Below are 21,633 nucleotides of genomic sequence, written 5' to 3'. Positions count from 1 at the left end.
ATCGGCTGCGCGGGACGGACGGGGCCATGGGTGGGATGGGCGGCATGGAGCGCATGAGATCCACGTGATCCGTTCGTTGCATACGGTGCACTTGCGCTCAGTATGTCCGGATGTCCGGCGTCGTACCCGGACGTGACGCCGGACCCGCGTCCGCGTACGCGTCCGTGTCCGCACCCCGCACCCCGCACCCCGCACCCCGCACCCCGCACCCCGCACCCAAGGAGTCCCCGTGCATCCTCCCGGCACCCCGGCCGAGACCGAGACCGCTTTCGCCGCCGAACTGCGCACCGTGCGCCCCGCCCTGCTGTCCCCGTACACGGCCGAACTCCCCGGTGCCCGGTCGGCCGTGCTGTCCCGACTGTGGCGTGGGCTCGCCCATGAGCCGCTGCCGTGGGTCACCCGTCGCGTGGCCGGGTACGACGGGCTGACGCTCCGGCTGACCGACGGCCGTCGGCTGCACGGGCCGCGCCCGGACGCGTACGCGACGGCCGCGACCGTCACGGAGGTCGAGCTGGACGGGACGGCGTACGACCACCCGGCCTCGCTGATGACAGCGCTCGGGCTCCCGCACGGCCGGTCCTTCGCCGTCGAACTCGCCGACAGTGTCGCCTCGTTGGCCCTGTCGCGCGCCGACCAGGTGCCGGCCGAGGCGCCCTGCGCGCTCTGGGAGTGGGAACAGCGGGTCGTCGACGGCCATCCCTTCCATCCCAACTGCCGTTCACGGCCCGGGTTCTCGGTGGCTGAGCAACTGGCGTACGCCCCGGAGCACCGGCCGGTGGTCGGGCTGGGCATGGTCGCCGTACGGGAGGACGACTGCCGGTCGACGGGCGAGTGGCCGTACCGGGAAGCGGGGCGGATGCTCATCCCCGTACATCCGTGGCAGGTGCGGCATGTGCTGAAGGACGAGAAGCCCGTCGGGGACCAAATGGCCGCTCATCCGCTGATGTCGCTGCGCACCCTGGCCGTGCCGGGCGGACCGCATGTCAAGACCGCGCTCAGCGCCCGGCTGACCTCCTCCGTGCGGGACATCTCGGTGTACTCGATCACCTCGGCGGCGACGGTGACGGCGTTCATGGAGTCGATGGCCGAGCGCCTGGACGGGTTGCTGCACATCACCCGGACGCTCGGCGCGGTCACCGCCAACTCCCCCGATCTGGCCGCCGTTTCACGGGAGGCCCCGGACCTGTACGCGGGGGCGGGCGAGCAGGTCGTCCCGGTGGCCGCCCTCGCCGCGAGCACCCTGCCCCGTCCCCCGGGCTGGCTTGCGCAGTTCAGCCGGCTCGCGCTCACCGTGGGGCTGCGTCTGCTCGAACTGGGCGTCGCCCTGGAGGCGCACGGCCAGAACCTGCTCGTGGTGCTCTCCCCCACCGGTGCCCCGGTCCGGCTCGTGTACCGCGATCTGGCGGACATCCGGATCAGCCCGGCCCGGCTGGCCCGCCACGGCATCCCGGCCCCCGCCCTGACGGGCCGTATCGTCACGGACGACGAATCGGTCCTGCGCGGCAAGCTCTTCGGCTCACTCGTCGCGGGCACACTGGCGGCGACGGCGGGTTCGGCGACCGCGCTGCACGAGGCACTGTCCACAGCGGTACGGGACCTGCCGTGCACCCCGGACCTCACGGCGCTGCTCGAAGAGCCGCTGCCCGCCAAGGCGTTGACGCTGATGAGGCTGTCGCCCGACCGGCCCGGTGACATCTGGGCCCGGCTGCCCAACCCCTTCGCCGACCCGGACGGCCCGCCGGCCGCCCCTTTTTCCGGCCGCTCGTTTTGAAGCCTTCCGGACGCTCGTTTTGAAGCGGGGTGCCTTTGGTCAATAGGATCCGTCGATGATCACAAGACAACGGCTGGCGGCGGGCGCCTGCGCCCTGCTCGCCGCCCTGACGGCCGGGATCACACTCCCGGCCGACGCCGTCGCGGACGAACCCACGGGGGCTGCCGCGCCCAGGGTGAACCTCGTCCTCGACGTCAGCGGCTCGATGCGGGCGCGGGACATCGACGGCCAGAGCCGGATGGCGGCTGCGAAGCAGGCCTTCAACGAGGTCCTCGACGCAACCCCCGAAGAGGTCCAGCTCGGCATACGGACACTCGGCGCCAACTACCGCGGCGACGACCGCAAGACAGGCTGCAAGGACACCGAACAGCTCTACCCCGTGGGGCCGTTGGACCGCACCGAGGCGAAGACAGCGGTCGCGACCCTGTCTCCCACCGGCTGGACCCCGATCGGCCCCGCGCTCCTCAAGGCCGCCGACGACCTCGAAACCGGCGAGGGCGACGAGGGCGGCTCCCGCCGTATCGTCCTCATCAGCGACGGCGAGGACACCTGCGCCCCGCTGGACCCCTGCGAGGTGGCACGCGAGATCGCCGCCAAGGGGATCGGCCTCACCATCGACACCCTCGGCCTTGTGCCCAACACCAAACTGCGCCAGCAGCTGAGCTGCATCGCGGAGGCGACGGGCGGGACGTACACCTCCGTCGAGCACACCGACGAACTCACCGACAAGGTCAACCAGTTGGTGGACCGTGCCGCCGACCCGGTGGTGACACCGGTCGCCGTGGAGGGCGCCGACGCGTGCACGAAAGCACCCGCGATCAAGTCCGGGCTCTACACCGACCGCGAGGAGTTCGGCCAACACCGCTGGTACCGCGTGGACGTCCCGGCCGGCTCCGAGTTGCGTGCCTCGGTGAGCGTGGCGGCCGACCGCCGGGTCGACCGGGACTACGGGGTGTCGCTGCGGGCGGTGACCGCGAACGGCCGTGAGATCGTGCGCGGCGAGACGACCGGCACCGGCCGGACCGACGTCATGTCGGCCGGTCTGCGCTACCCCAAGGCGGAGAGCGACGACGACTCCGACGATGACGAGACCACGACGGAGGTCGTGTGTCTCCAGGTCGCCAACTCCTTCTCGCCGGCCTCCGGCGTGAAGACCACACCCGGCCTGCCGCTCGAACTGACCGTCGACGTCGTGGACGGACCCGGCACATCGAGCGATGTGGCCTCGTTCGGCCTCGGGCGCGGCTGGTGGCTGCTCGGCGCACTGGTGCTCACCGGCTTCCTCGCGGGTGTGCTGTGGGGCTGGGTCTCACGCTGGCGTGTCGCGGTCTGGAGGAGCAACTGATGCGTAGCAACCGTGTGATGAGCGTCGCAGGCGCCGTCCGTGTGGTGAGTGCCGGGCTGCTGCTGCTCGGGGTCGCCGCGGTTCCCGCGGCGGCCGACGCCTCGCCGTCCGCGAGCCCGTCGGGCGACAGCGCGGCGCCCACCTCGGCGGGGACGTCCTTCCGTACGGCGACCGAGGTCGACCAGGGGCAGCGGGCGACCGCGAGCGCGTCCACGGGCGACTACCTCTACTGGTCGTTCCCCGCCGACTCCGGACAGCGGCCCACCGTGCAGGCGAAGGTGAAGCTGCCGGACAAGCACGCCTCCGCGACCTGGCAGATCGACGTGTACGACGGACTGCGGCGCCGCCAGGCGTGCCAGTACGGGGCGCAGACGCGGACGGCCGCCCAGGACGCGGCTTCCGTGGAGCTGTCCTGCACCCTGCGTACGGTCCGCGCCTGGTCGGAGCCGTGGTCCGAGGATCCGCTGCCGGGCACGTACTACATCCGGCTGACCACGGTCGGCTTGGCGGCGGCCGATCTCGGGCTGCCGGTGAGCGCCGAGGTCCAGGTCGACTCCAAGAACATCGGCGGGTCGGCCGCGGTGGACGGCTCGCTGGGCGAGCCGTTGGTTCCGGGTGTCGCGGTGACGGCGAAGGAGGACGACGAGGACTCGGGAACGACCGCCGTGCTGTCCAGCATCGAGCCCGATGACGGCTGGGCCTCCGGCTGGTGGTCCGACCGCTGGGTGTGGACGGGCATCGGCGGCGTGCTGGCCGCGCTCGCGGGGATCGGCGGGTACGCGCTGACCCGGGGAGCGGGGCGGCCCCGGCCGTAGCGCTCCCCGTAGGTCGCTCCCCGTAGGGCTCCGCCTGGCTGCGTTTTTTGTCTGCGGGTCCGCCGTGGCTGGTCGCGCGGTTCCCCGCGCCCCTTGGGGGCGCATCCTGAGCCGGTCCCCGTCCAGGCCCGCCAGGGCCTGTTCCGGGGCACGGGGAACTGCGCGCCGGGCCACAGACGCATCGGGGGCGGTCAGGGCTCTCGCAGGGCCTTGGCCAGGGGGCCCTCGCCCGTGACCGCGATCCGGCCGCCCCGGACCGCGTCCAGCAGTGTCAGGTCTCCTCGGCCGAGTGCGGTGCACGTCTCGGTGTCGAGCGTGAGGCAGGCATCGGGTTCCCCGGGGGCGGGGCCCTCCTCGTACACCGGCCCGTCCGCCGCGCCCAGCCGTACGTGGAACTCGCCCTCGTCCAGCCGCACTTGGACGATCCCGTCGCCCAGCTCCGCCAGCGACCGCAGCAGCGGCAGCGCGAACCAGTGGGCGCGCACCGCGTCGGTGGGCCGCCGCTCCGCCAGCAGCGGCGCGCCCCACTCGCCCAGCGCCTGGAGCACGGGCAGCAACTCGCGTCCGCGTCCTGTGAGTTCGTACACGTACACCGCGCCCGGCGGCGGCATCCGGCGCCGGGTCGCCAGGCCGTCCCGCTCCATGTCCTTGAGCCGGGAGGCGAGCACGTCCGTGCTCACACCGGGCAGGTCGGCGTGCAGGTCGGTGTAGCGGCGCGGACCGGCGAGCAGCTCGCGGACGATCAGGAGAGTCCAGCGGTCACCCACGGCGTCGAGGGCCCGGGCAGCGGAACAGTACTGGTCGTAGCTTCGGCGAGGTGACATGCGACGCAGTCTAGACAACTTGTTGGACTTTCCAAGCGAGTACTTGGTAAAACCAAGCAACACCACAACCTGGAGGTGCGCACCGCATGGAGTTCCGGCAGTCGAGCAAGCTCAGCGAGGTCTGTTACGAGATCCGGGGCCCGGTCATCGAGCAGGCGAACGCCCTGGAGGAGGCAGGCCACAGCGTGCTGCGCCTCAACACCGGCAACCCCGCGGCTTTCGGCTTCGAGGCACCGGCGGAGATTCTCCAGGACATGATCCGGATGCTCCCCCAGGCACAGGGTTACACGGACTCGCGCGGCATCCTCTCGGCCCGCCGGGCCGTGGCGCAGCGCTACCAGGAGCGGGGTCTCGAAGTCGACGTGGACGACGTCTTCCTCGGCAACGGCGTCTCCGAGCTGGTCTCGATGGCAGTCCAGGCGCTCGTCGAGGACGGCGACGAAGTCCTCATCCCCGCCCCGGACTTCCCGCTCTGGACGGCGGTGACGACGCTCGCGGGCGGCAAGGCCGTGCACTATCTGTGCGACGAGCAAGCCGAGTGGTACCCGGACCTGGACGACATGGCATCGAAGATCACGGACCGCACACGCGCCGTCGTCATCATCAACCCGAACAACCCCACCGGCGCGGTCTACCCGAAGGAGATCATCGAGGGCATCCTCGACCTGGCCCGCCGGCACGGCCTGATGGTGTTCGCGGACGAGATCTACGACCAGATCCTGTACGACGACGCCGTGCACCACTCGGCTGCCGCGCTCGCCCCGGACCTGGTGGTCCTCACCTTCTGCGGCCTGTCGAAGACGTACCGCGTGGCGGGCTTCCGCTCCGGCTGGCTGGTCGTCACAGGCCCGCGCCAGCATGCGAAGAACTACCTGGAGGGGCTCACCATGCTGGCCTCCATGCGGTTGTGCGCCAACGCGCCCGCCCAGTACGCCATCCAGGCGGCGCTCGGCGGCCGGCAGTCCATCCACGAACTCACCGCGCCGGGCGGCCGGTTGCACGAACAGCGCGACCGCGCGTGGGAGAAGCTGAACGAGATCCCCGGCGTCTCGTGCGTGAAACCGAAGGGCGCGCTGTACGCGTTCCCGCGCATCGACCCCTCGGTGCACAAGATCCACGACGACGAGAAGTTCGTGCTCGACCTGCTGCTGCGCGAGAAGATCCAGGTGGTCCAGGGCACCGGATTCAACTGGCCCCGGCCCGACCACTTCCGCATCCTCACCCTTCCGTACGCCGACGACCTCGACGCGGCGATCAGCCGGATCGGGCGGTTCCTGAGCGGCTATCGGCAGTAGGCGGCGGGGATGTCGGACCCGGGTCGTAGTCTTCGATCGGGCCCGCCGGCCGACCTGGGAGCGGATCGGGTCCGCCGTGACCCGAAGCCGGGACCCGAAGCCAGGACCCGGAGCCGTCGCCCGAAGGGGAAGGAGCGCCCCGTGACCCGACCGCCGACCGCCGCGCAGCGGCGCGTCATCGACGCCGCGGACTCCGTGACCGGACGCCTCAGGGGTACGGAGAGCCAGCTCGCGGCGCTGGTGAGGCACGGACTGGCCTTCCGGCACTCGCGTCCGCCGCACGACCACTTCCTCACCCCGGCCGGGCACCGGATACGCGAGGCGCCGATCGCAGCCGTGCCGTCCGCTCCCAAGATCCCCGAGCCCGCTCGCGAGCCCTCCGGGGTGTTCACCGCGCGGGTCGGCGGCGAGGAGGCCACCGACGCCGGCCCGTCGCGCGTACGAGAGGTGCACAGCGCCTGGCAGGGGCTGCTGGAGCTGCGGCGGATGACCAACACGGGCGGCGCCGTCGACCGGCCGTGCGCGTGGGAGCGTACACATCTGACACAGGCCGCCGCTCTCGCACTGGAGGCGGCGGGGCTCCGTCCGGCGGGGGCCGACACGGGCACAGGCACAGGCACAGGCACAGGCACCGAGGGCTACCGGGTGCGTGCGACACCCCAGCCGGAGGCCGTCGCCGTACGCGAGCCGGACGCGCGGGCCCTGAAGGAGTGCGCGGTGACACTGGAGAAGGCGGGATGGCAGGTCAGCGAGCACGCGGAGCCGCGCACGGGCGCGCGCTATCTGCTGGCCTCGCCCCGCCGGTCGTGACAGCCTTCACCGTCCGGAGTCCACCGCCGAAGAAAGGGGAAGTCGTGGCCGAACCGTATGCCGTCCCAGTGACCGTGCGCGGGTACGAGACCGATGCCCAGGGGCACCTGAACCAGGCTGTCTATGTGAACTACGCGGAGCACGCCCGCTGGTCGCTGCTGCAGGCCGCCGGGATCAGCCAGACCGGTCTGGTGGACAAGGGGGTGGGTCCCGTGTCGCTGGAGATGACCGTTCGCTATCTGCGGGAGCTGCGCGCGGGCGACGAGGTCGAGGTCAGCTGCGTCTTCGACTGGGGCGAGGGCAAGGGAAAGACGTTCCGGATCCGGCAGACGATCCGCAAGACCGACGGTACGGTCGCCGCCGAGATCACGGCCGTCGGCGGGCTGATGGACCTCAAGGAGCGCAAACTGGTCGCGGACCCACGCGAATACTTCCGCGCGCTGGCCACCGACCCCCGTCAGCTCGACCTCTGAGACAGGGACGCCGACCACCCGGGCGCCGCACCTGGTCACCGGGGCACTGACGATCACGGTCCACGCGATCACCGGCGCCGGGCGGTCGGCGCCACGCGGCCGCCGCTCGGGCATTTCCTCTTTGACGGGTATACGTCACTCGTAATCTCTGGTAGGAAACTTTCCTAATAGTACGAGCGACTCCCACCCCCATTGGAGGTCCCGTGCACACCCCTCACCTACGCTCCTCGCGCCGAACCGTCCTCGCGCTGATCGGAGCATCCCTGGTAGCAGGCCCCGCCATCGCCACCGCCCCCGCAAACGCCGCAGCCGCGGCCGCAGCCACCGGACTCGACGACCCGGCGAAGAAGGAGATCGCCATGAAGCTGGTCTCCAGCGCGGAGAACTCCTCGCTGGACTGGAAGGCGCAGTACAAGTACATCGAGGACATCCGCGACGGCCGCGGCTACACCGCCGGCATCATCGGGTTCTGCTCGGGCACGCACGACATGCTCGACCTCGTCGAGCTGTACACCCGGCGCAAGCCCGGCAACGCGCTGGCCGCATATCTCCCCGCACTGCGCCGCGTCGACGGCACCGACTCGCACCAGGGCCTCGACCCGGGCTACCCGGACGCCTGGCGCCGGGCGGCCCAGGACCAGGCCTTCAAACAGGCCCAGAACGACGAGCGGGACCGCGTCTACTTCAACCCCGCGGTACAGCGGGGCAAGGCCGACGGCATCGGCACGCTCGGCCAGTTCGCGTACTACGACGCCATCGTCATGCACGGCGACGGCGATGACGGTACGAGTTTCGGCGGCATCCGCAGACGGGCGCTGGACCGGGCCAAGCCCCCGGCCCGGGGCGGCGACGAGGTGACGTACCTCAACGCCTTCCTCGACGCCCGCGTCTGGGCGATGAAGCAGGAGGAGGCCCACGAGGACACCAGTCGTGTGGACACAGCCCAGCGGGTCTTCCTCAGGAACCGGAACATGAACCTGGACCCGCCGCTGGACTGGAAGGTCTACGGGGACAGCTTCCACATCGGCTGAGGGACCCGCCTCTGAAGCGTGACAGAGAGGGGCCGGGAGAGACCGGGAAGACCGTTCCGGGGCGCGGGCAGTTCGTGCGCGCGCCCCGGAGACGTTCGCCGTGGACCCCGCTCGGGTTCACGGCCACCGGCCGAGGGCCGTCCCCCTCAGCCGGAGATCTTCGGCGAGGTCAGGCCTGCGCGGCGATCCGCGCGAGACGCTGCGCCTCGTCCCGTGTGGAGCGGGCGATGGCGTCCTCGTCGACATGCAGCAGCCGGCCGTTCTCGACGATCTGCTCACCGCCCACGAAGGAGGCGGTGACCGGAGCCGCGGCGCCGAGGACGAGCGCGGCGACCGGGTCGGCGATCGACGCGTGGGCCAGGGTGTCCAGCTTCCACAGCACCAGGTCGGCGAGCTTGCCTGGTTCCAGGGAGCCGATCTCCGGTGCGCGGCCGAGGACCTGGGCACCGCCGTACGTGCCGAGCCGCAGCGCCTGACGGGCGTTCAGCGCGGCCTCGCGGTGGGCGCCGAGGCGGTTGATGAGCAGCGCGTTGCGCAGTTCGGTGTGCAGTTCGCCGGACTCGTTGGACGCCGTTCCGTCGACGCCGAGGCCGACCGGGACACCGGCCGCGAGCAGGTCGGGTACGCGCGCGATCCCGGCCGCCAGCCGGGCGTTGGACGAGGGGCAGTGGGCCACCCCCGTCTTCGTACGGGCGAAGGCGGTGATGTCGGAGTCGTTCATATGGACGCAGTGCGCCATCCACACGTCCTCGCCGAGCCAGCCGGTCGATTCGAAGTAGTCGGTCGGGCCCATGCCGAACAGTTCCTTGCAGAACTGCTCCTCCTCGACCGTCTCCGAGCCGTGGGTGTGCAGCCGTACACCTTTGCGCCGGGCCAACTCGGCGCCCTGCCGCATGAGTTCGGTGGACACGGAGAACGGTGAGCAGGGGGCGACGGCCACCTGGGTCATGGCGCCGAAGGAGGCGTCGTGGTGTTCGTCGACGGTCGCCTCGGTGGCGGCGAGGGCGCCTTCGAGGGTCTCGACGGCGAAGTCGGGCGGCAGCCCGCCGTCCTTCTCGCTGCGGTCCATGGAGCCGCGGGCCAGGGTGAAGCGGACGCCCGTCTCGCGCGCGGCGCGGATGATCGAACCAGACAGGTCGCCGGAGCCTTCGGGGAACACATAGTGGTGGTCCATGGCGGTGGTGACGCCGCCGCGGGCCATCATGCCGAGGGAGCCCTGGGCCGCCGCGTACGTCATGCGTTCGTCGATGCGCGCCCAGGTCGGGTACAGGGCGACGAGCCAGTCGAAGAGGTTGTGGTCCGTGGCGAGGCCGCGGGTGATCCACTGGTAGAAGTGGTGATGGGTGTTGACCAGGCCCGGGGTGACAAGGTGGCCGGTCGCGTCGATCCGGCGTACGACGTTCTCCAGACCCTCGGGGGCCCTGCCCGCGCCGAGCGACTCGATGCGGTCACCCGCCAGGACCAGGTGGCCCGACGTGTACTCGGTGTCGTCGGCGTCCACGGTCGCGATCGAACAGTTCTCGATGACGATGCGCCGGTCTGCTGCCATGGTTCGTCCTTTTGGGAGACCGTCAGAGGTCAGGAAGGGGGTCAGAGGTTGGTGAGATCCACCGGGATGCGCGCCTCGCAGCCGTCCCGCAGGACCGTGGCCTCGATCAGGCCGTACGGCCGGTCGGCGGCCAGGTACACCTCGTTGTCGTTCTTGAGGCCGAACGGCTCCAGGTCGACGAGGAAGTGGTGCTTGTTCGGCAGCGAGAAGCGGACCTCGTCGATCTCGCCGCGGTTGTCGATGATCCGCGAGCCCATCTGGTACAGGCTCTGCTGGAGCGACAGCGAGTACGTCTCCGCGAAGGCCTGGAGCAGGTGCCTGCGCACCTGCTCGTAGGACTCCTCCCAGTCGGGCATCCGCTGCTCGTCGTCGGTCCAGTTGAACCGCCAGCGGCTGGACACCTCGGTGGCGAGGATGCGGTCGTACGCCTCCTTGAGCGTCGTGTACTTGTCCTTGACGTAGCCCCAGAACTCGGAGTTCGTCGAGTTCATCACGACCAGGTCCTTGAGGCCGGAGACGACCTCCCAGGAGGAGCCGTCGTACGTGATCTGGGTGACGCGGGTCTCCTGGCCCTTGCGGGCGAAGGAGTGCCTGGCCTCGTCGGCCCCGGTCGGCCGCGAGGTGGCCTCGGAGGTCTCGATCCGCTCCCAGGAGTACTCCTCGATGCGGATGCGCGCGGTCCTGATCGGCTCCTGCGAGGTCACGAAGTGCCGGGCCAGGTGGATCCCGAACTGTTCGGCGGACTCGATGCCGTGCTCCTTGGCGAAGGCGTACACCGTGTTCTTGGTGGTGTCCGTCGGCAGGACGTTCGCGTTGGAGCCGGAGTAGTGGACCTCGTCCATGTCACCGCTCAGGGCGACGGAGACGTTCAGGTCCTTGATGTGGTGGGTGGCGCCGTCGCGCGTGATCCTGACAACTCGGTTCTCGGCCTTGCCGTACTGGTTCTGGGCCAGCACCGCCGGGCGGGCAGGACGGGAAGGGGTGGTCATGTCTGCTAGCTCCCTCGGTAAACGGAGTAGCCGAACGGGTTGAGCAGCAGCGGTACGTGATAGTGCTCGCCCGGGCTGACGGCGAAGGTGATCGCCACCTCGGGGAAGAACACCTGTGCGGCACCGCTGTCCCGGTTCGCGGGGGCGTCCTGCTGCGCATCGGCTTGCTTCTTCTCGAAGTACGCCTCGACGGCGAAGTCGAGCCGTACGTGTGTGGTGCCCTCCGGCAGGGCCGGCAGGTCCTTGCACCGCCCGTCCGCGTCGGTCGCGGAGCCGCCGAGCGCCTGCCAGTCGCCCCCTTGCCCGTAGTGGGCGGACCGGCCGTTGCGGGCCGCGAGCCGGACGGCGACCTCCCCGGCGGGGCGGCCGACGCTGGTGTCCAGAATGTGCGTGGACACGGAAGCGGTGGTGTCGGTGCTCATGCGGGTGCGTCCTCTTCGACGAGTAGGGCTAGCCGGATGCGGTTGATCCTGCCCAGTTCGGTGCGCACGGTCTCGCGCTCCCGCTCCGGCGTGTTGCCGATCCGTTCCTTGACCGCGTCGCGCATCCGCTCGCCCGTGAGGCCGGTCGCGCAGATCAGGAAGACATGACCGAACCTCTCCTGGTACGCCAGGTTCAGTTCCAGCATCTCCGCCTTGAGTTCGTCGGAGGCACCTGCCATGCCGCGCTGCTCGCGGGAGGAGGCCGGGTCACCGGGCTTGGGGCGTCCGATCGGCGGGTGCCCGGCCATCGCCTCTGCCAGGTCGGCATCGGTCAGACCGGCCATGGCGTCGTCGCTCCGCGCGAAGAGGTCGTCCGCGGTGGCGTACGGGCGCCGGGCGAGCAGGCTGTGCGCCCACGTCGCCGAGGCGCACAGCTCGTGAAGGGCGGCGAAAGCCGCGTGTTCCTCCAGGGCGTTGAACCGGGCGAGGCCGCCAGGGGTCGTACTCGACGTCACGGGAAGCCTCCGTGGCCTTGTGCTGGACGGGCTGCGGCCAGCTAACGCCCTCGGAAACACCACGTCAACACTTTGTTGAAAATTCTGGGTGCCACATCCGGGTGCCGAGTCCGGGAAGAGAGCACGTTTCGCCTGCTCAGGCGCCCTTTTCGCGGTTCAGGTAGTTATATACGGTGAACCGGCTGACCCCGAGCGCGCCGGCCACGGTCTCCACGCCGTGCCGCACGGAGAAGGCTCCGCGCGCCTCCAGTATCCGCACGACCTCCTGCTTGGCCTTGCGGTCCAGTTCGGCCAGGGGCTTGCCGCGCTTGCGCTCCAGGGCGGCCAGGATGCGGTCCAGCGAGTCGGCGAGCTGCGGCAGACGGACGGCCACGACGTCCGCGCCCTCCCAGGAGAGCACCACGTCATCCGGTCCGGCCTGCTCGGGCGGCAGCATCTCGGCGCCCATGGCGTCGACCAGCGGCTTGACGGCCGAGACGAAGGGGTCGTTCGCGGATCCGGTCACCGGCTCTCCTCCCCGATCACGTTGACCTGCAACGAGACCCGGGTGGCGCCCGCGTCCAGGGCCTTGCGCAGCAGCGCGTCGACCGCGGTGAGCACAGCCTCCGCCCTGCCCTCGGCGGTGTTGCCGAAGGGGCCGACATCCACCGCGTCCAGTTCGGCCGCCTCGATGACCTCACGGGCGACCACCGCGTGCGGCGGCGCCTCGTCGAGATCGAAGGGTTCGGTCGTGAACTCGACTCTCAATCGCACTGTGCCCCCAGAACACGCCTCTGACCTGCACGTTTACCCAGATTACCCAGATTACCCACTGTGGGGCATATCAGGGCACAACGGGGACGCGTCAGTCGACCGCTGCACAGCCGCGACGCACCCCAGGCCAATCAGTTTCACCGGGACGGAGCCGCTTCGTCCGCCACGAGGCGACCCTAACCGACCAGGGCATCCCTCCGCCCTGTACTGCTGGGGTTGCAGCCGTTGCTGTTCGCCCGGAAGACCGGAAGACCGGAAGAGGGGACGTCACCTGCTGCTCCGCGTATAGAGGCTGGCACGTTCCAGGACATCGGCCGCCTGCCGCTGGCGCCGATGGGGGGTCAGGCACCGGAGCAGGACACCGAGTTCCTGACGTGCCAGTGTGGAACGCACGTGGGGGTAGTGGTCGAGGAAGTCCAGCCAGTAGCGGGAGGCCGCCTCCAAGTACCCGTTGTGCAACAGGGTTTGAGCGTATCGGGCCTGAGTGAGGGCCAGGGCCCGGTGCTGGCCGTTCTCGCGGTGATGCAGTGACGCCTCGAACGCCTGCTGGACATGCCGGCCCTCGCCCAGCGCGAAGAAGACCTGGGCACGTTGATAGTCCAGGGCCGGGCGTGGGTAGTCCGTGAACGGCCCGTCCATGCTGGTGGCCTGCTCGTGAGCGCGCTCGGCGGTGCCCAGAGTCGACAACGCGACGCGGGGCCGTCCTTGGCGGGCCTGCATGAGGGCTTGCTGTGCGAGCAGAAAGGACTTGGTGCCCGCCGGAGCGTCGCCGCCCCCTGCGTCGACCGCCGCGTCGGAGAGCTGGGCGGCGTAGCCGATGTGCCCCAGATGGCACGCCTGCGCGCTCAGGGCGCGCAGGGTGATCGCGGCCTGAACCCGGTTGCCCGCCTGGTGGGCCAGCGCGTACGACAAGTGGTAGTAGCGCTGGGCCGCCGCGTCATTGGTGGCATCGACGTTCATGTCGGCGAGCAGGTGCGCCAACTGGCTCGCGCCACCCAGCAGAGGGAGCCGGCCGGGCCGTTCGGTGAGCAGCGGGATGACCTCCTCGTCGAGGTAGTGGGCCAGTAGTCTGCGGACCGGGCCGCTGCCGTACAGGTGGAAGAGGCGGGCAAAGGTGTGCGTCATGTCCTCAAGCTCGACCATGGCGGAGGTCGCCTCGGGGCGTGCCGGGTGGGGTGCCTTGGTGAGCAGGTCCCCGACCGCCGCCTTCAGCGCGGGCACGGCGAAGGGCATGTAGGCGGCGTCGGCGGAGTGCCGGCGGTTGATGGCTGTCTCGGCCCGCAGAAGTGCGGACAGTGTGCGTACGGCGGCCGGCTCGTCCAGGGTGAGGCGGTGCAAAGTGGTGTGCGGCGGATACGACTTGGCCAGACCGGCGTCCGCTGCGGTGACGGGACGCTTCAGACGTCGGCTGAGTGCCTCGACGAGCAACGCGGGCCCCGGCGGGCGAGGGCGGGATCCGGTCAGCCAGTGGGCCACCGTCGTACGGTCGTAGCGTACCCATGACTGCCGAGTGCTGCTCAGGGAGTTCATGGCGCGTGCCAGGTCCGCGCCACCCCAATCAGCCTCTTTCAGTAACTCGGCGAGACGGACGTTCGGGGTCTTGCAGGCCACAGTGTCTCCCTGGAGTGCCTTCTGCGGGATCGCGCCAGCTATCCCGGCTGCCGCCCGCGACGGCAGTCGAGCAGCACTGGTGGGTTGTATAGACCGGTACCCGCCGTCACGGGATGTAAGGGAGTTCATTCCGTGGGGCGGGCGGAAATCCGGCCAAGAAGACACTTACCGACAAGTTCTTTCCCGCCGTGGCGCGTTGACGCAGTCGGAGGTCCCAGGAGGTCCCCCCGTGCACCGTTCACACTGACGTGTCTTTACTGTGGCAACCACACCTGATTGCCCGTCACGCAGGGTGTCACTGTGTTGTGGAGTGAAGGCAACGGATACCGAGGCGCTCTTCGTGTCCCGGGGTTGTCGACGCGGCGCCGGCCCGCGATCTGGCCGGTTTGCATCGGTGCGGCGCCCCGGCACCGCGGATTGCGGCCACCCAGCGTGCCGCTGCCCGGGAGCGGTCACGCGCCGGGAGCGACCGGAACAGTGTCCCGGGGCAGGCGTCACGGTCGCCGGCCGGCCGCTTCGTAGATGCGCTGGTGTGCTTGGACGCGGGCCAGGCGGAAGCTGCCCAGAGCCTGGTGGGTGAGCTCGTGGCGTTGTCCGTCGGTGGGCAGGTCCTGGACGCGCAGGCGGCGGTATGTGGCGTAGTCGATGGGGCGGCGGCGCGCGACGGCCTCTCGATGGGCGTCCGTTCGCAGGGCGGCTCGATAGCCGGGTCGTACCTGCCCGGTGAAGAACTCGGCGACACTGCCCGAGCCGTAGCTGAAGAAGCCCAGCGTCTCGCCGTCGAGTGCGCTGCCCGTTTCGAGGAGGGACGCGAGTGCGAGGTACATGGAGGCGGTGTAGCTGTTGCCGATGATTTCGTTGTAACGAGTGGTCGGCGCGATCGCCTCGTCGACGGCCGCCTCGTCGTCGCCATCCAGACCGGCCGACTGCAGGAGTTGCTGATGGGCCTTGAACGCTATGCGGGTGAAGGGCTGGTGGTAGCAGACGGTGTGGATCTTCTCCAGCGGGAGTCCGCCCCGTTCCCGGTAGTCGTGCCATGCGGCGTCGACGGCCCGGATATAGGCGCCGAGCGACTTCCTGCCGTCGACAACCGCGGTACTCCGGTAGTTGGGACGCCAGAAATCCATGACGTCCTGGGTGAACAGGCCGGACGGACTGTTGATCGCGACGAGAGCGGGCTCGGCCGACACCAGCATGGCCGCCGCGGCGGCTCCCTGGGTGGCTTCTCCAGGACTGTCGAGGTCATAGCGCGCCACGTCGCTGGCGATGACGAGCACTTGTTGGGTGGGGTCGCTCCGGACCAGCGCGGTCGCCAACTGGAGGGCCGCGGTCGCTCCGTAACAGGCCTGCTTGAGTTCGACGACGCGGACCTGTGAGGGGAGACCCAGCAGGGAATGGACATAGATCCCCGCGGCCTTGGACTGGTCGACGGCCGTCTCGGTGGCGAACAGCAGGGTTCGGATGCGGTCGGCGCCGTGTCGCTCGATGACGGGCCGGGTCGCGTCGGCGGCCATGGTGACGATGTCCTCGTCCGGACTCGGCACGCTCATCGCCCGCTGGCCGATTCCTTCGTGGTACTTGGACAGGCTGGCGCCGGTGTGCTTGCCGAGTTCCTCGTGCGTCAGCACGAGGCTGCCGGTCCTGAAGGACAGATCATGAATACCGACGGCGGTGTCAGCGGGCATGCGAGGCTCCCGTGCTGCGTTCGAATTGGGTGTGGGCCTTCATCAGTTCGCCGGGATTGGTCTGGGCGGCCAGGAGGGACAGTTCGCCGCACAGGACGGTGGCGGCCGTGAACACGGCGAGGCGGCGCGCGTTCTCACCCGGCGGGCGTTCTTCGCGGCACCCGAGACGGGTGAGGTTCTCCTCGATGAAACCGAGCCCTTTACCGTTGCCGACCGAGCCGACGATGAGGTTGGGCAAGGTGCAGGAGAAGTAGAGATCGCCCTCCCGGTCCTCGGCGAAGGTGACGCCCTGCGAGCCTTCCACGATGTTGGCGGCGTCCTGCCCCGTGGCGAGGTAGATGGCGAGGAGCATGTTCGCGTAGTGGGCGTTGGCCGAGCGGATGCCGCCGGCGAGCGCTGTCCCGACCAGGTTCTTGTTCACGTTGAGTTTCACGACCTGTGCCGCTGTGGTGCGCAGGCAGGTGCTCACGATCTCTTCGGGGATGTGCATCTCGGCGATCACGTTCTTGCCCCGGCCGAGAATGCCGTTGATGGCGGTGGCCTTCTTGTCGGTGCAGTAGTTGGCCGAGATGGATCCGTAACGGATGCCGGGGATGTGGGAGAGCAGGTGGGTGAGCAGCGCGTCGGAAGCCAGGGTGACCATGTTGTGGCCGGACGCGTCGCCGGTGGAGAACTCGAAGCGCAGAAAGAGCAGAGGGCCGGCGATCTCGTCCCGTACGGCCAGGAGTTCGGCGGACCGGCTGGTGGACCGGGTGAGCCGGCAGAGTTCGGAGAAACGGCCGTGCACGGCGCGCGCCGCGGCGTGGGCGGCCACGGCGTCCTCGGCCTCCACGAGGACGGAACGCGTCATACGCTCGTCCACCAAGGTGGTTCTGATGCCGCCCTCGACCATCCGGGAGATCCGTGCGCCGCGGCCGACGGACGGCCACAGAGGAGACTCGTAGGTCGCCAGCGGCACCTCGGCTTCGGCGGTGGCCACATTGCCCGAGATCCGCAGGGGCCCGACCCAGCGCATGGGGATTTCCGCGAAGCGCTGCTCGGAAGTGGTGCATGCCTGGTTCCGCGAGGCTTGGTCGGTCATCGTGACGCTCCTTGGGTGCCGGGGATGTCGATGCCCCGCGCGGTGCAGAACTCGCGAAGGGAACCGGTCACCAGCACGTCGCACTCGGACAGTTCCCCCGGCCGGGTCGCGCCGAGCAGGGTCATGAGGCCGGTGAGGTGGTCCAGCCACCTGGTGATCTGCCGCACGAGCGCGTCCACGCCGCCGTGCAGGAGCGTGGCGAGGAATCCGCCCGACACCCCCACGGCGTGGGCTCCGAGGGCCAGCGCCCGGATGACGTCGAGCGGGTGGCGCACGCCGCCGGAGGCGAGCAGCGGCAGACCTCGGCCGCGTGCGTCCAGCAGTGCCGCCGGGGTGCTCAGCCCCCAGCCGTCCAGGTAGGCGAAGTCGGCGTGCGGGCGGCGTCCGTTCTCGATGCGGGCGAAATCGGTGCCTCCACGTCCGGCCACGTCCGCCACCCGAACGCCCAGCCCGGCCAGGGTGGACACCGTTCGACCGCTGAGCCCGAAGCCGACTTCCTTCACGATGACTGGGACGTCGACCCCCGCGACGATGCGTCCGATACCGGCGGGCCACGAGCCGAAGGAGCGGTCGCCTTCCGGCATGACGGTCTCCTGGACCGCGTTGAGATGGATCTGCAGGGCGTCGGCCTCCAGCAGTCCCACCGCTCGGCGCGCCTGTTCGGCGGTGGCATGGGCATTGACGTTGGCCATGACAAAGCCGTCGCGGTTGTGTTCTCGCACGCCTCTGAAGGTGCCGGCCGTGGAGGGGTCCTTCAGGTAGGGGCTCATGGAGCCGGTGGCGATCGGCAGTCCCGTCTCCCGTGCGACGATCCCCAGGTCGCGGTTGATGTCGCCGGTCATGGTGCTGCCACCGGTCATGGCGTTGATGTAGAGCGGGGCCCGCCAGTCGAACACGTCGCATCGGGTGCGCAGGGAAACCCGTTCCCTGTCGGTGCCGGCGAGGGCGTGGTGTGTGAGGTGCACCTCGTCGAACTGGCTGGGCGGGTAGGTGGGGTGGTCGTCGTCGGACGGCGTACCGTGTGCCGGCGTACCGTCTGCGCCGTGCTGGGCTACGGCCAGGCGCACATGGTCGTCCTTGCGTGATCCGGTCATCGCGGCTGTCCTCGTCGTAGATGTGAGGAGTGCTCGGTGGAGACGGGGAGGGGCAGAGGGAGGAGCTCCGGTCCCGCCTCGTGCCGCGGAGCCCTGTCGGAGGCGGCGGGGGCGACGCTCAGCGACAACGGCGCGATCCCCGCTCCCGACCAACGACCGCGCAGCAGGCCCGCGGAGGAATCCGCCGGGAGCAGGGCGATACCGCAGTCCCCTCCGCCCGCTCCGGACGGTTTGCCCGCCCCGCCGCACGCTTCCGCCGCCTCGCACAACTCGGTGAGGGCCGCGGTGAAGATACCGAGCTTCGTCTCGGCGTCGAGGTCGGCCAGCAGCCGGCGCGAGTCGCGCAGGGCGGTGACCAGGCCCGCCGGATCGTCCTGTTCCAGGGCGCGGACCGCGGACCTCACGCAGCGGCTGCTGCGCGTCAGGAAGCGGCCGCGCGCGGCACTGTGCCACCACGCCTCGCGCGTGAGACGGCGGACCCTGTCGGGGGTGGAGGCCGGGCTGCCGCTCCAGCCACAATGCAGGTCCAGCCGGGTGGGGGGCGGCAGTCCGCGGACGGACAGGCCGGGCCACGCAGCGCACAGGGTGGCGGCGACGTTGCCGACGCCCAGCGCTTCCCGAAGGGCGTCCCGGTCCGGAGAGCGGTAGCAGACCCAGCCTCCCCAGGCGCTCGCGGCCAGGTCCGCCCCCGACGGGCCGGCGTCCACCCGGACGCTTGCCAGCAGGGCCAGCCGAAAGAGGGTCTCCCGCGTCGTCGCCATGCCGCACAACGCTGTGAAGGCGTCGACGGCCGCCACGGTCACCGCGCCACTCGACCCCAGGCCGATCTTCACCCCCTGTTCGTGCAACGCGCTGCGGGCTTCGAGCCGTACGGGCACCGCGGGGAGACCGCGGTCGGCACGCAGCACGTCGATCACCTCGATGACGGAGATGAGGTGGGCGAGCGGCCCCCGGGCATGCGGCAGGTCCGAGGGGTCCAGAGGGCTCAGCCCCGCGGCGCCGCGGCGCAGGCGCACCTCGTGCGCCAGCAGATCGGTGGCGAGCACCACCTCGGCACCGGAGGGGCGCGTCGCCGACACGGTGACATGACGGTCCACCGCGACCACGACCGCCGGCTCGCCCGGTTCCAGAACGGCGTATTCGCCTGCGACGAAGAGCTTGCCGGGGGCCCGGCAGGTGACAGCGTCGGGCATCACGACCCCCCGCGCAGTACCGCGCCCGGCCCGCCGCGAGCCACGACGACCCGGCGACGGGTGGCTTGCTTCAGCTCCTCGGCCACCAGCGGGGCGTCGCCTGTGGCGCAGAGCACCTTGACGTTGGGGCCGGCATCCATCGTGGACCACGCCCGCAAGCCGGCGCGCCGCATACGGCGTACCTGCTGCAGCACCCTGTGCGAGTCCCGTGTGCGGTAGCGCACCGGCGGCACGGCCGTCTCCATGGTCCGGTGCATTCCGAGGGCGTTGCACTCCGCGATCGCGCCCACCGTGGCGAGGTCGCCCTCGTCCAGTGCCGCGCACATCTCCCCTATCTCGGCGCGGGTCCGCGCCAGCCAGGTGGGGAAGAGGGGCGACGTTCTCGCCGACCGGCTCATCGCCTCGCGGCTGGAGACGGACTTGTGGCCCGTCTCCAGGAGGACGGCGACCAGGGCGAGGTCGAGTTGCGTGCCCGTGAGGGGCTCGGCGAAGGAAGCGCGGTCCGGGTCCGGCGCGTCCGGTGCCCCGGCATGCCACCGGACGAAGCCCCCGAAGACCGACCGTGCGGCCGACCCCGAGCCTCGGCGGGCGAGCCGGGACAGCGCGGCGGGCTCGTACTCCAGCTCGTACGCGGCGGTCGAGGCCAGGGCGAGGGCGGCGAAGCCACTGGCGGAGGAGGCCAGACCGGCTCCCACCGGGACGGTGTTGCACGTCTTCACCACGGCGCACTCGGACCGGCCCGCCTGTTCCCTCACCAGGTCGAGAAAGTCGACGATCCGGCGCCGTGCGTTGTTCCGGGCGAGGGCACCGTCCATGATCACCACGTCGTGCGTGGCGTGCGGCTGCAACCGCACCTGTGTGGTGGTGGGAAAGACGTCCAGCGTCATCGAGAGACTGTCGGCGTACGGGATGACGAGTCGGTCATCGCGCTTGCCCCAGTATTTGACCAGCGCGATGTTCGGGTGAGCCACTGCCTCCGCCGGCTCAGACCCGCGCATGGCCGTCCCTTGCCTCTATGGGCACGATCCAGCTGCCCGCGTGGTGGTCCCGCCGGAGCCGGTCGGCCAGTTCGTCGGCGGTCCGCGCTGTCGCGGTCAGGGCGATGACACAGCCTCCCAGGCCACCACCGCTCATCTTCGCGCCCAGGGCGCCGGCTCGGACGGCCGAGTTCACCAGGGCGTCCGTCCGGTCGACGGTGAGCCCGTGTGAAGCGAGCAGGACGTGACAGTCCGTCAGTCGACGCCCCAACGCCTCCAGCCGGCCGCCGCGCAGGTCACTCAGGGCCGCGTGCGTCAGGACGGTCGAACGATCCAGGAAGTGTTCCCGGCGGCCGGGGCGGCCCGCGAAGCCGTCGCGCAGCATCGCGACGGCCTCCTTGGTCCCGGCCCCCCTGCCGCTGTCCGTGACAACGATCCAGCAACTCCGGCCCACGGGCGGTGAGGTGACCCGACCGTTCTCCAGGAGCACGAGCCCGCTGCTGCCGGTGGCGAGCGCATCGATGCCGCTCGCCTTGCCGTGCGCCGCTTCCTCGGACATCTGCACGTACTGGAAGGCCGCCTCAGCGCTGAGGCCGAGACCGAGCGCGTCGTCGAGCGCGTGTACGACAGCACGGGCGCACGCCGCACTGGAACCGAGGCCGCGGGCCGAGGGGATGCCGCTCTCCAACAGGATGTCCACGGCGGACCAGCGGCGCGGACCCCCACGCCGCAGTAGTGCTTCGACGAGGATGCGCATTCCGTCCGGCGGGGTGTTGCCCGTGGCGCGCGCACGTCCTTGCGCTTGGGGTGCGTCTTGCGCTTGGCGTGCGTCTTGCACTTGGGGTGCGTCGGTCGGGCTCGCGAGCGGGACAGCCGTGCAGCGCACTCCTGTCGGCCCGTCACCGTCCCGGTCCTGGCAGGTGATCCGAGCGCGACACGTCAGTGCCGGCACGGGGAGCGCCAGCGCGGGAGCGCCGTACACCACCGCGTGCTCCCCCGCCAGGATCACCTTGCCGCAGGCCCGTCCCTCACCGGTGAGGCCCATGCCGGTGTCCGGTACACGCCCGGCGGCCGGCTCGGAACTCGTGGTCGCCGCCTCGGACGCGGCGCCATGGAACTCCCGCGTCATGCCCGGCCGGTCTCTTGACGGTACGCGGTCGCGGTGGCGGGCGGTGGTGTCCGTTCCCCGCGTGCTGTCACAAGGGTGCGAATCGCAGTCGTCCGCCGGACCGTGGGGCAGGACGACACGGAAGATCTCCCGGGTCATTTCGACACGGCTGCGGATATCGGCGAGGCAGCCGTTCCCTACCTGGGCGGCCTGGGCAAAGGTCATGCTGTTCGCCTTCCTGGTTCGGGCCTTGGTTCGCGGTGCTTGGTTCGCGGTGCTCGGGGCTCGGGGC

Annotated in this window: 21 protein-coding genes; 7 read left to right on the top strand and 14 right to left on the bottom strand. The window is 70.4% G+C overall.

All coding sequences use genetic code 11. The features are described from left to right. Positions 1-229 precede the first annotated feature (229 nt). The 3 genes from AB0D14_RS06420 to AB0D14_RS06410 are packed head-to-tail and all read left to right on the top strand — an operon-like array spanning position 230 to position 3,931. Positions 230-1,771, top strand: a complete 1,542-nt coding sequence (locus AB0D14_RS06420) for an IucA/IucC family protein (protein WP_362775452.1) — start codon at positions 230-232, stop codon at positions 1,769-1,771. 55 nt (positions 1,772-1,826) lie between these two features. Next, on the top strand, positions 1,827-3,116 hold the full coding sequence (locus tag AB0D14_RS06415; protein WP_362775450.1) for a VWA domain-containing protein: 1,290 nt from the start codon (positions 1,827-1,829) through the stop codon (positions 3,114-3,116). Continuing rightward, on the top strand, positions 3,116-3,931 hold the full coding sequence (locus tag AB0D14_RS06410) for a hypothetical protein (protein ID WP_362775448.1): 816 nt from the start codon (positions 3,116-3,118) through the stop codon (positions 3,929-3,931). The genes AB0D14_RS06415 and AB0D14_RS06410 overlap by 1 nt, the downstream gene beginning before the upstream one ends. 191 nt (positions 3,932-4,122) lie before the next feature. Here AB0D14_RS06410 and AB0D14_RS06405 read toward each other — a convergent pair whose 3' ends face one another. Continuing rightward, entirely contained in the window at positions 4,123-4,755 is a 633-nt protein-coding gene (locus AB0D14_RS06405; protein WP_362775446.1) for a helix-turn-helix domain-containing protein, read from the bottom strand. Between the two features lie 86 nt (positions 4,756-4,841). Here AB0D14_RS06405 and AB0D14_RS06400 point away from each other — a divergent pair, with 86 nt between their 5' ends. The 4 genes from AB0D14_RS06400 to AB0D14_RS06385 all read left to right on the top strand — a co-directional run bounded on the left by AB0D14_RS06400 (position 4,842) and on the right by AB0D14_RS06385 (position 8,364). Next, complete coding sequence (locus AB0D14_RS06400; protein WP_362775444.1) at positions 4,842-6,050, top strand: pyridoxal phosphate-dependent aminotransferase; 1,209 nt, start codon at positions 4,842-4,844, stop codon at positions 6,048-6,050. Positions 6,051-6,191: 141 nt separating this feature from the next. After that, positions 6,192-6,860, top strand: a complete 669-nt coding sequence (locus AB0D14_RS06395; RefSeq protein ID WP_362775443.1) for a hypothetical protein — start codon at positions 6,192-6,194, stop codon at positions 6,858-6,860. 44 nt (positions 6,861-6,904) lie between these two features. Next, complete coding sequence (locus AB0D14_RS06390; protein ID WP_362775441.1) at positions 6,905-7,333, top strand: acyl-CoA thioesterase; 429 nt, start codon at positions 6,905-6,907, stop codon at positions 7,331-7,333. A gap of 203 nt (positions 7,334-7,536) precedes the next feature. Continuing rightward, positions 7,537-8,364 carry a chitosanase gene (locus AB0D14_RS06385; RefSeq protein ID WP_362775439.1) on the top strand — a complete coding sequence of 276 codons (828 nt, stop codon included), beginning with the start codon at positions 7,537-7,539 and terminating at the stop codon, positions 8,362-8,364. Positions 8,365-8,533: 169 nt separating this feature from the next. Here AB0D14_RS06385 and AB0D14_RS06380 read toward each other — a convergent pair whose 3' ends face one another. The 13 genes from AB0D14_RS06380 to mvk form a co-directional block, all read right to left on the bottom strand. Further along, the gene (locus AB0D14_RS06380; RefSeq protein WP_362775437.1) at positions 8,534-9,913 is read right to left on the bottom strand and encodes an 8-oxoguanine deaminase; all 1,380 of its coding nucleotides are present in this window, start codon (positions 9,911-9,913) and stop codon (positions 8,534-8,536) included. 41 nt (positions 9,914-9,954) lie between these two features. Further along, a complete protein-coding gene (pucL, locus tag AB0D14_RS06375) occupies positions 9,955-10,902 on the bottom strand; it encodes a factor-independent urate hydroxylase (protein ID WP_362775435.1) in 948 nt (315 codons plus the stop codon). A 5-nt stretch (positions 10,903-10,907) separates the two neighbouring features. Then, positions 10,908-11,324, bottom strand: coding sequence for a hydroxyisourate hydrolase (gene uraH / locus AB0D14_RS06370; protein WP_362775433.1), 417 nt, complete (start codon positions 11,322-11,324; stop codon positions 10,908-10,910). Then, positions 11,321-11,839, bottom strand: a complete 519-nt coding sequence (uraD, locus tag AB0D14_RS06365; RefSeq protein ID WP_362775431.1) for a 2-oxo-4-hydroxy-4-carboxy-5-ureidoimidazoline decarboxylase — start codon at positions 11,837-11,839, stop codon at positions 11,321-11,323. Before uraD ends, uraH begins: the two co-directional genes overlap by 4 nt. Before the next feature lie 136 nt (positions 11,840-11,975). Continuing rightward, positions 11,976-12,344, bottom strand: coding sequence for a helix-turn-helix domain-containing protein (locus AB0D14_RS06360; protein WP_362775429.1), 369 nt, complete (start codon positions 12,342-12,344; stop codon positions 11,976-11,978). Beyond that, positions 12,341-12,592: a hypothetical protein gene (locus AB0D14_RS06355; protein WP_362775427.1), complete on the bottom strand. Its 252-nt coding sequence runs from the start codon at positions 12,590-12,592 to the stop codon at positions 12,341-12,343. The genes AB0D14_RS06360 and AB0D14_RS06355 overlap by 4 nt, the downstream gene beginning before the upstream one ends. Before the next feature lie 267 nt (positions 12,593-12,859). After that, positions 12,860-14,203, bottom strand: coding sequence for a hypothetical protein (locus AB0D14_RS06350; RefSeq protein WP_362775425.1), 1,344 nt, complete (start codon positions 14,201-14,203; stop codon positions 12,860-12,862). Between the two features lie 494 nt (positions 14,204-14,697). Continuing rightward, positions 14,698-15,888 (bottom strand): hydroxymethylglutaryl-CoA synthase, encoded by a 1,191-nt coding sequence (locus AB0D14_RS06345; protein ID WP_362775423.1) that lies wholly within the window; start codon positions 15,886-15,888, stop codon positions 14,698-14,700. Then, complete coding sequence (locus tag AB0D14_RS06340; protein ID WP_362775421.1) at positions 15,878-16,969, bottom strand: hydroxymethylglutaryl-CoA reductase; 1,092 nt, start codon at positions 16,967-16,969, stop codon at positions 15,878-15,880. The genes AB0D14_RS06345 and AB0D14_RS06340 overlap by 11 nt, the downstream gene beginning before the upstream one ends. Next, complete coding sequence (fni, locus tag AB0D14_RS06335; RefSeq protein WP_362775419.1) at positions 16,966-18,063, bottom strand: type 2 isopentenyl-diphosphate Delta-isomerase; 1,098 nt, start codon at positions 18,061-18,063, stop codon at positions 16,966-16,968. The genes AB0D14_RS06340 and fni overlap by 4 nt, the downstream gene beginning before the upstream one ends. Beyond that, complete coding sequence (locus tag AB0D14_RS06330) at positions 18,060-19,256, bottom strand: phosphomevalonate kinase (protein WP_362775417.1); 1,197 nt, start codon at positions 19,254-19,256, stop codon at positions 18,060-18,062. The genes fni and AB0D14_RS06330 overlap by 4 nt, the downstream gene beginning before the upstream one ends. Beyond that, on the bottom strand, positions 19,256-20,254 hold the full coding sequence (gene mvaD, locus AB0D14_RS06325) for a diphosphomevalonate decarboxylase (protein ID WP_362775415.1): 999 nt from the start codon (positions 20,252-20,254) through the stop codon (positions 19,256-19,258). Before mvaD ends, AB0D14_RS06330 begins: the two co-directional genes overlap by 1 nt. Continuing rightward, positions 20,241-21,566, bottom strand: a complete 1,326-nt coding sequence (mvk, locus tag AB0D14_RS06320) for a mevalonate kinase (protein WP_362775413.1) — start codon at positions 21,564-21,566, stop codon at positions 20,241-20,243. The genes mvaD and mvk overlap by 14 nt, the downstream gene beginning before the upstream one ends. Between the last annotated feature and the right edge of the window lie 67 nt (positions 21,567-21,633).

The sequence above is a fragment of the Streptomyces sp. NPDC048484 genome (genome assembly GCF_040651415.1).
Classification (GTDB): Bacteria; Actinomycetota; Actinomycetes; order Streptomycetales; family Streptomycetaceae; genus Streptomyces.
This window is presented reverse-complemented; position numbering and strand designations above follow the sequence as displayed.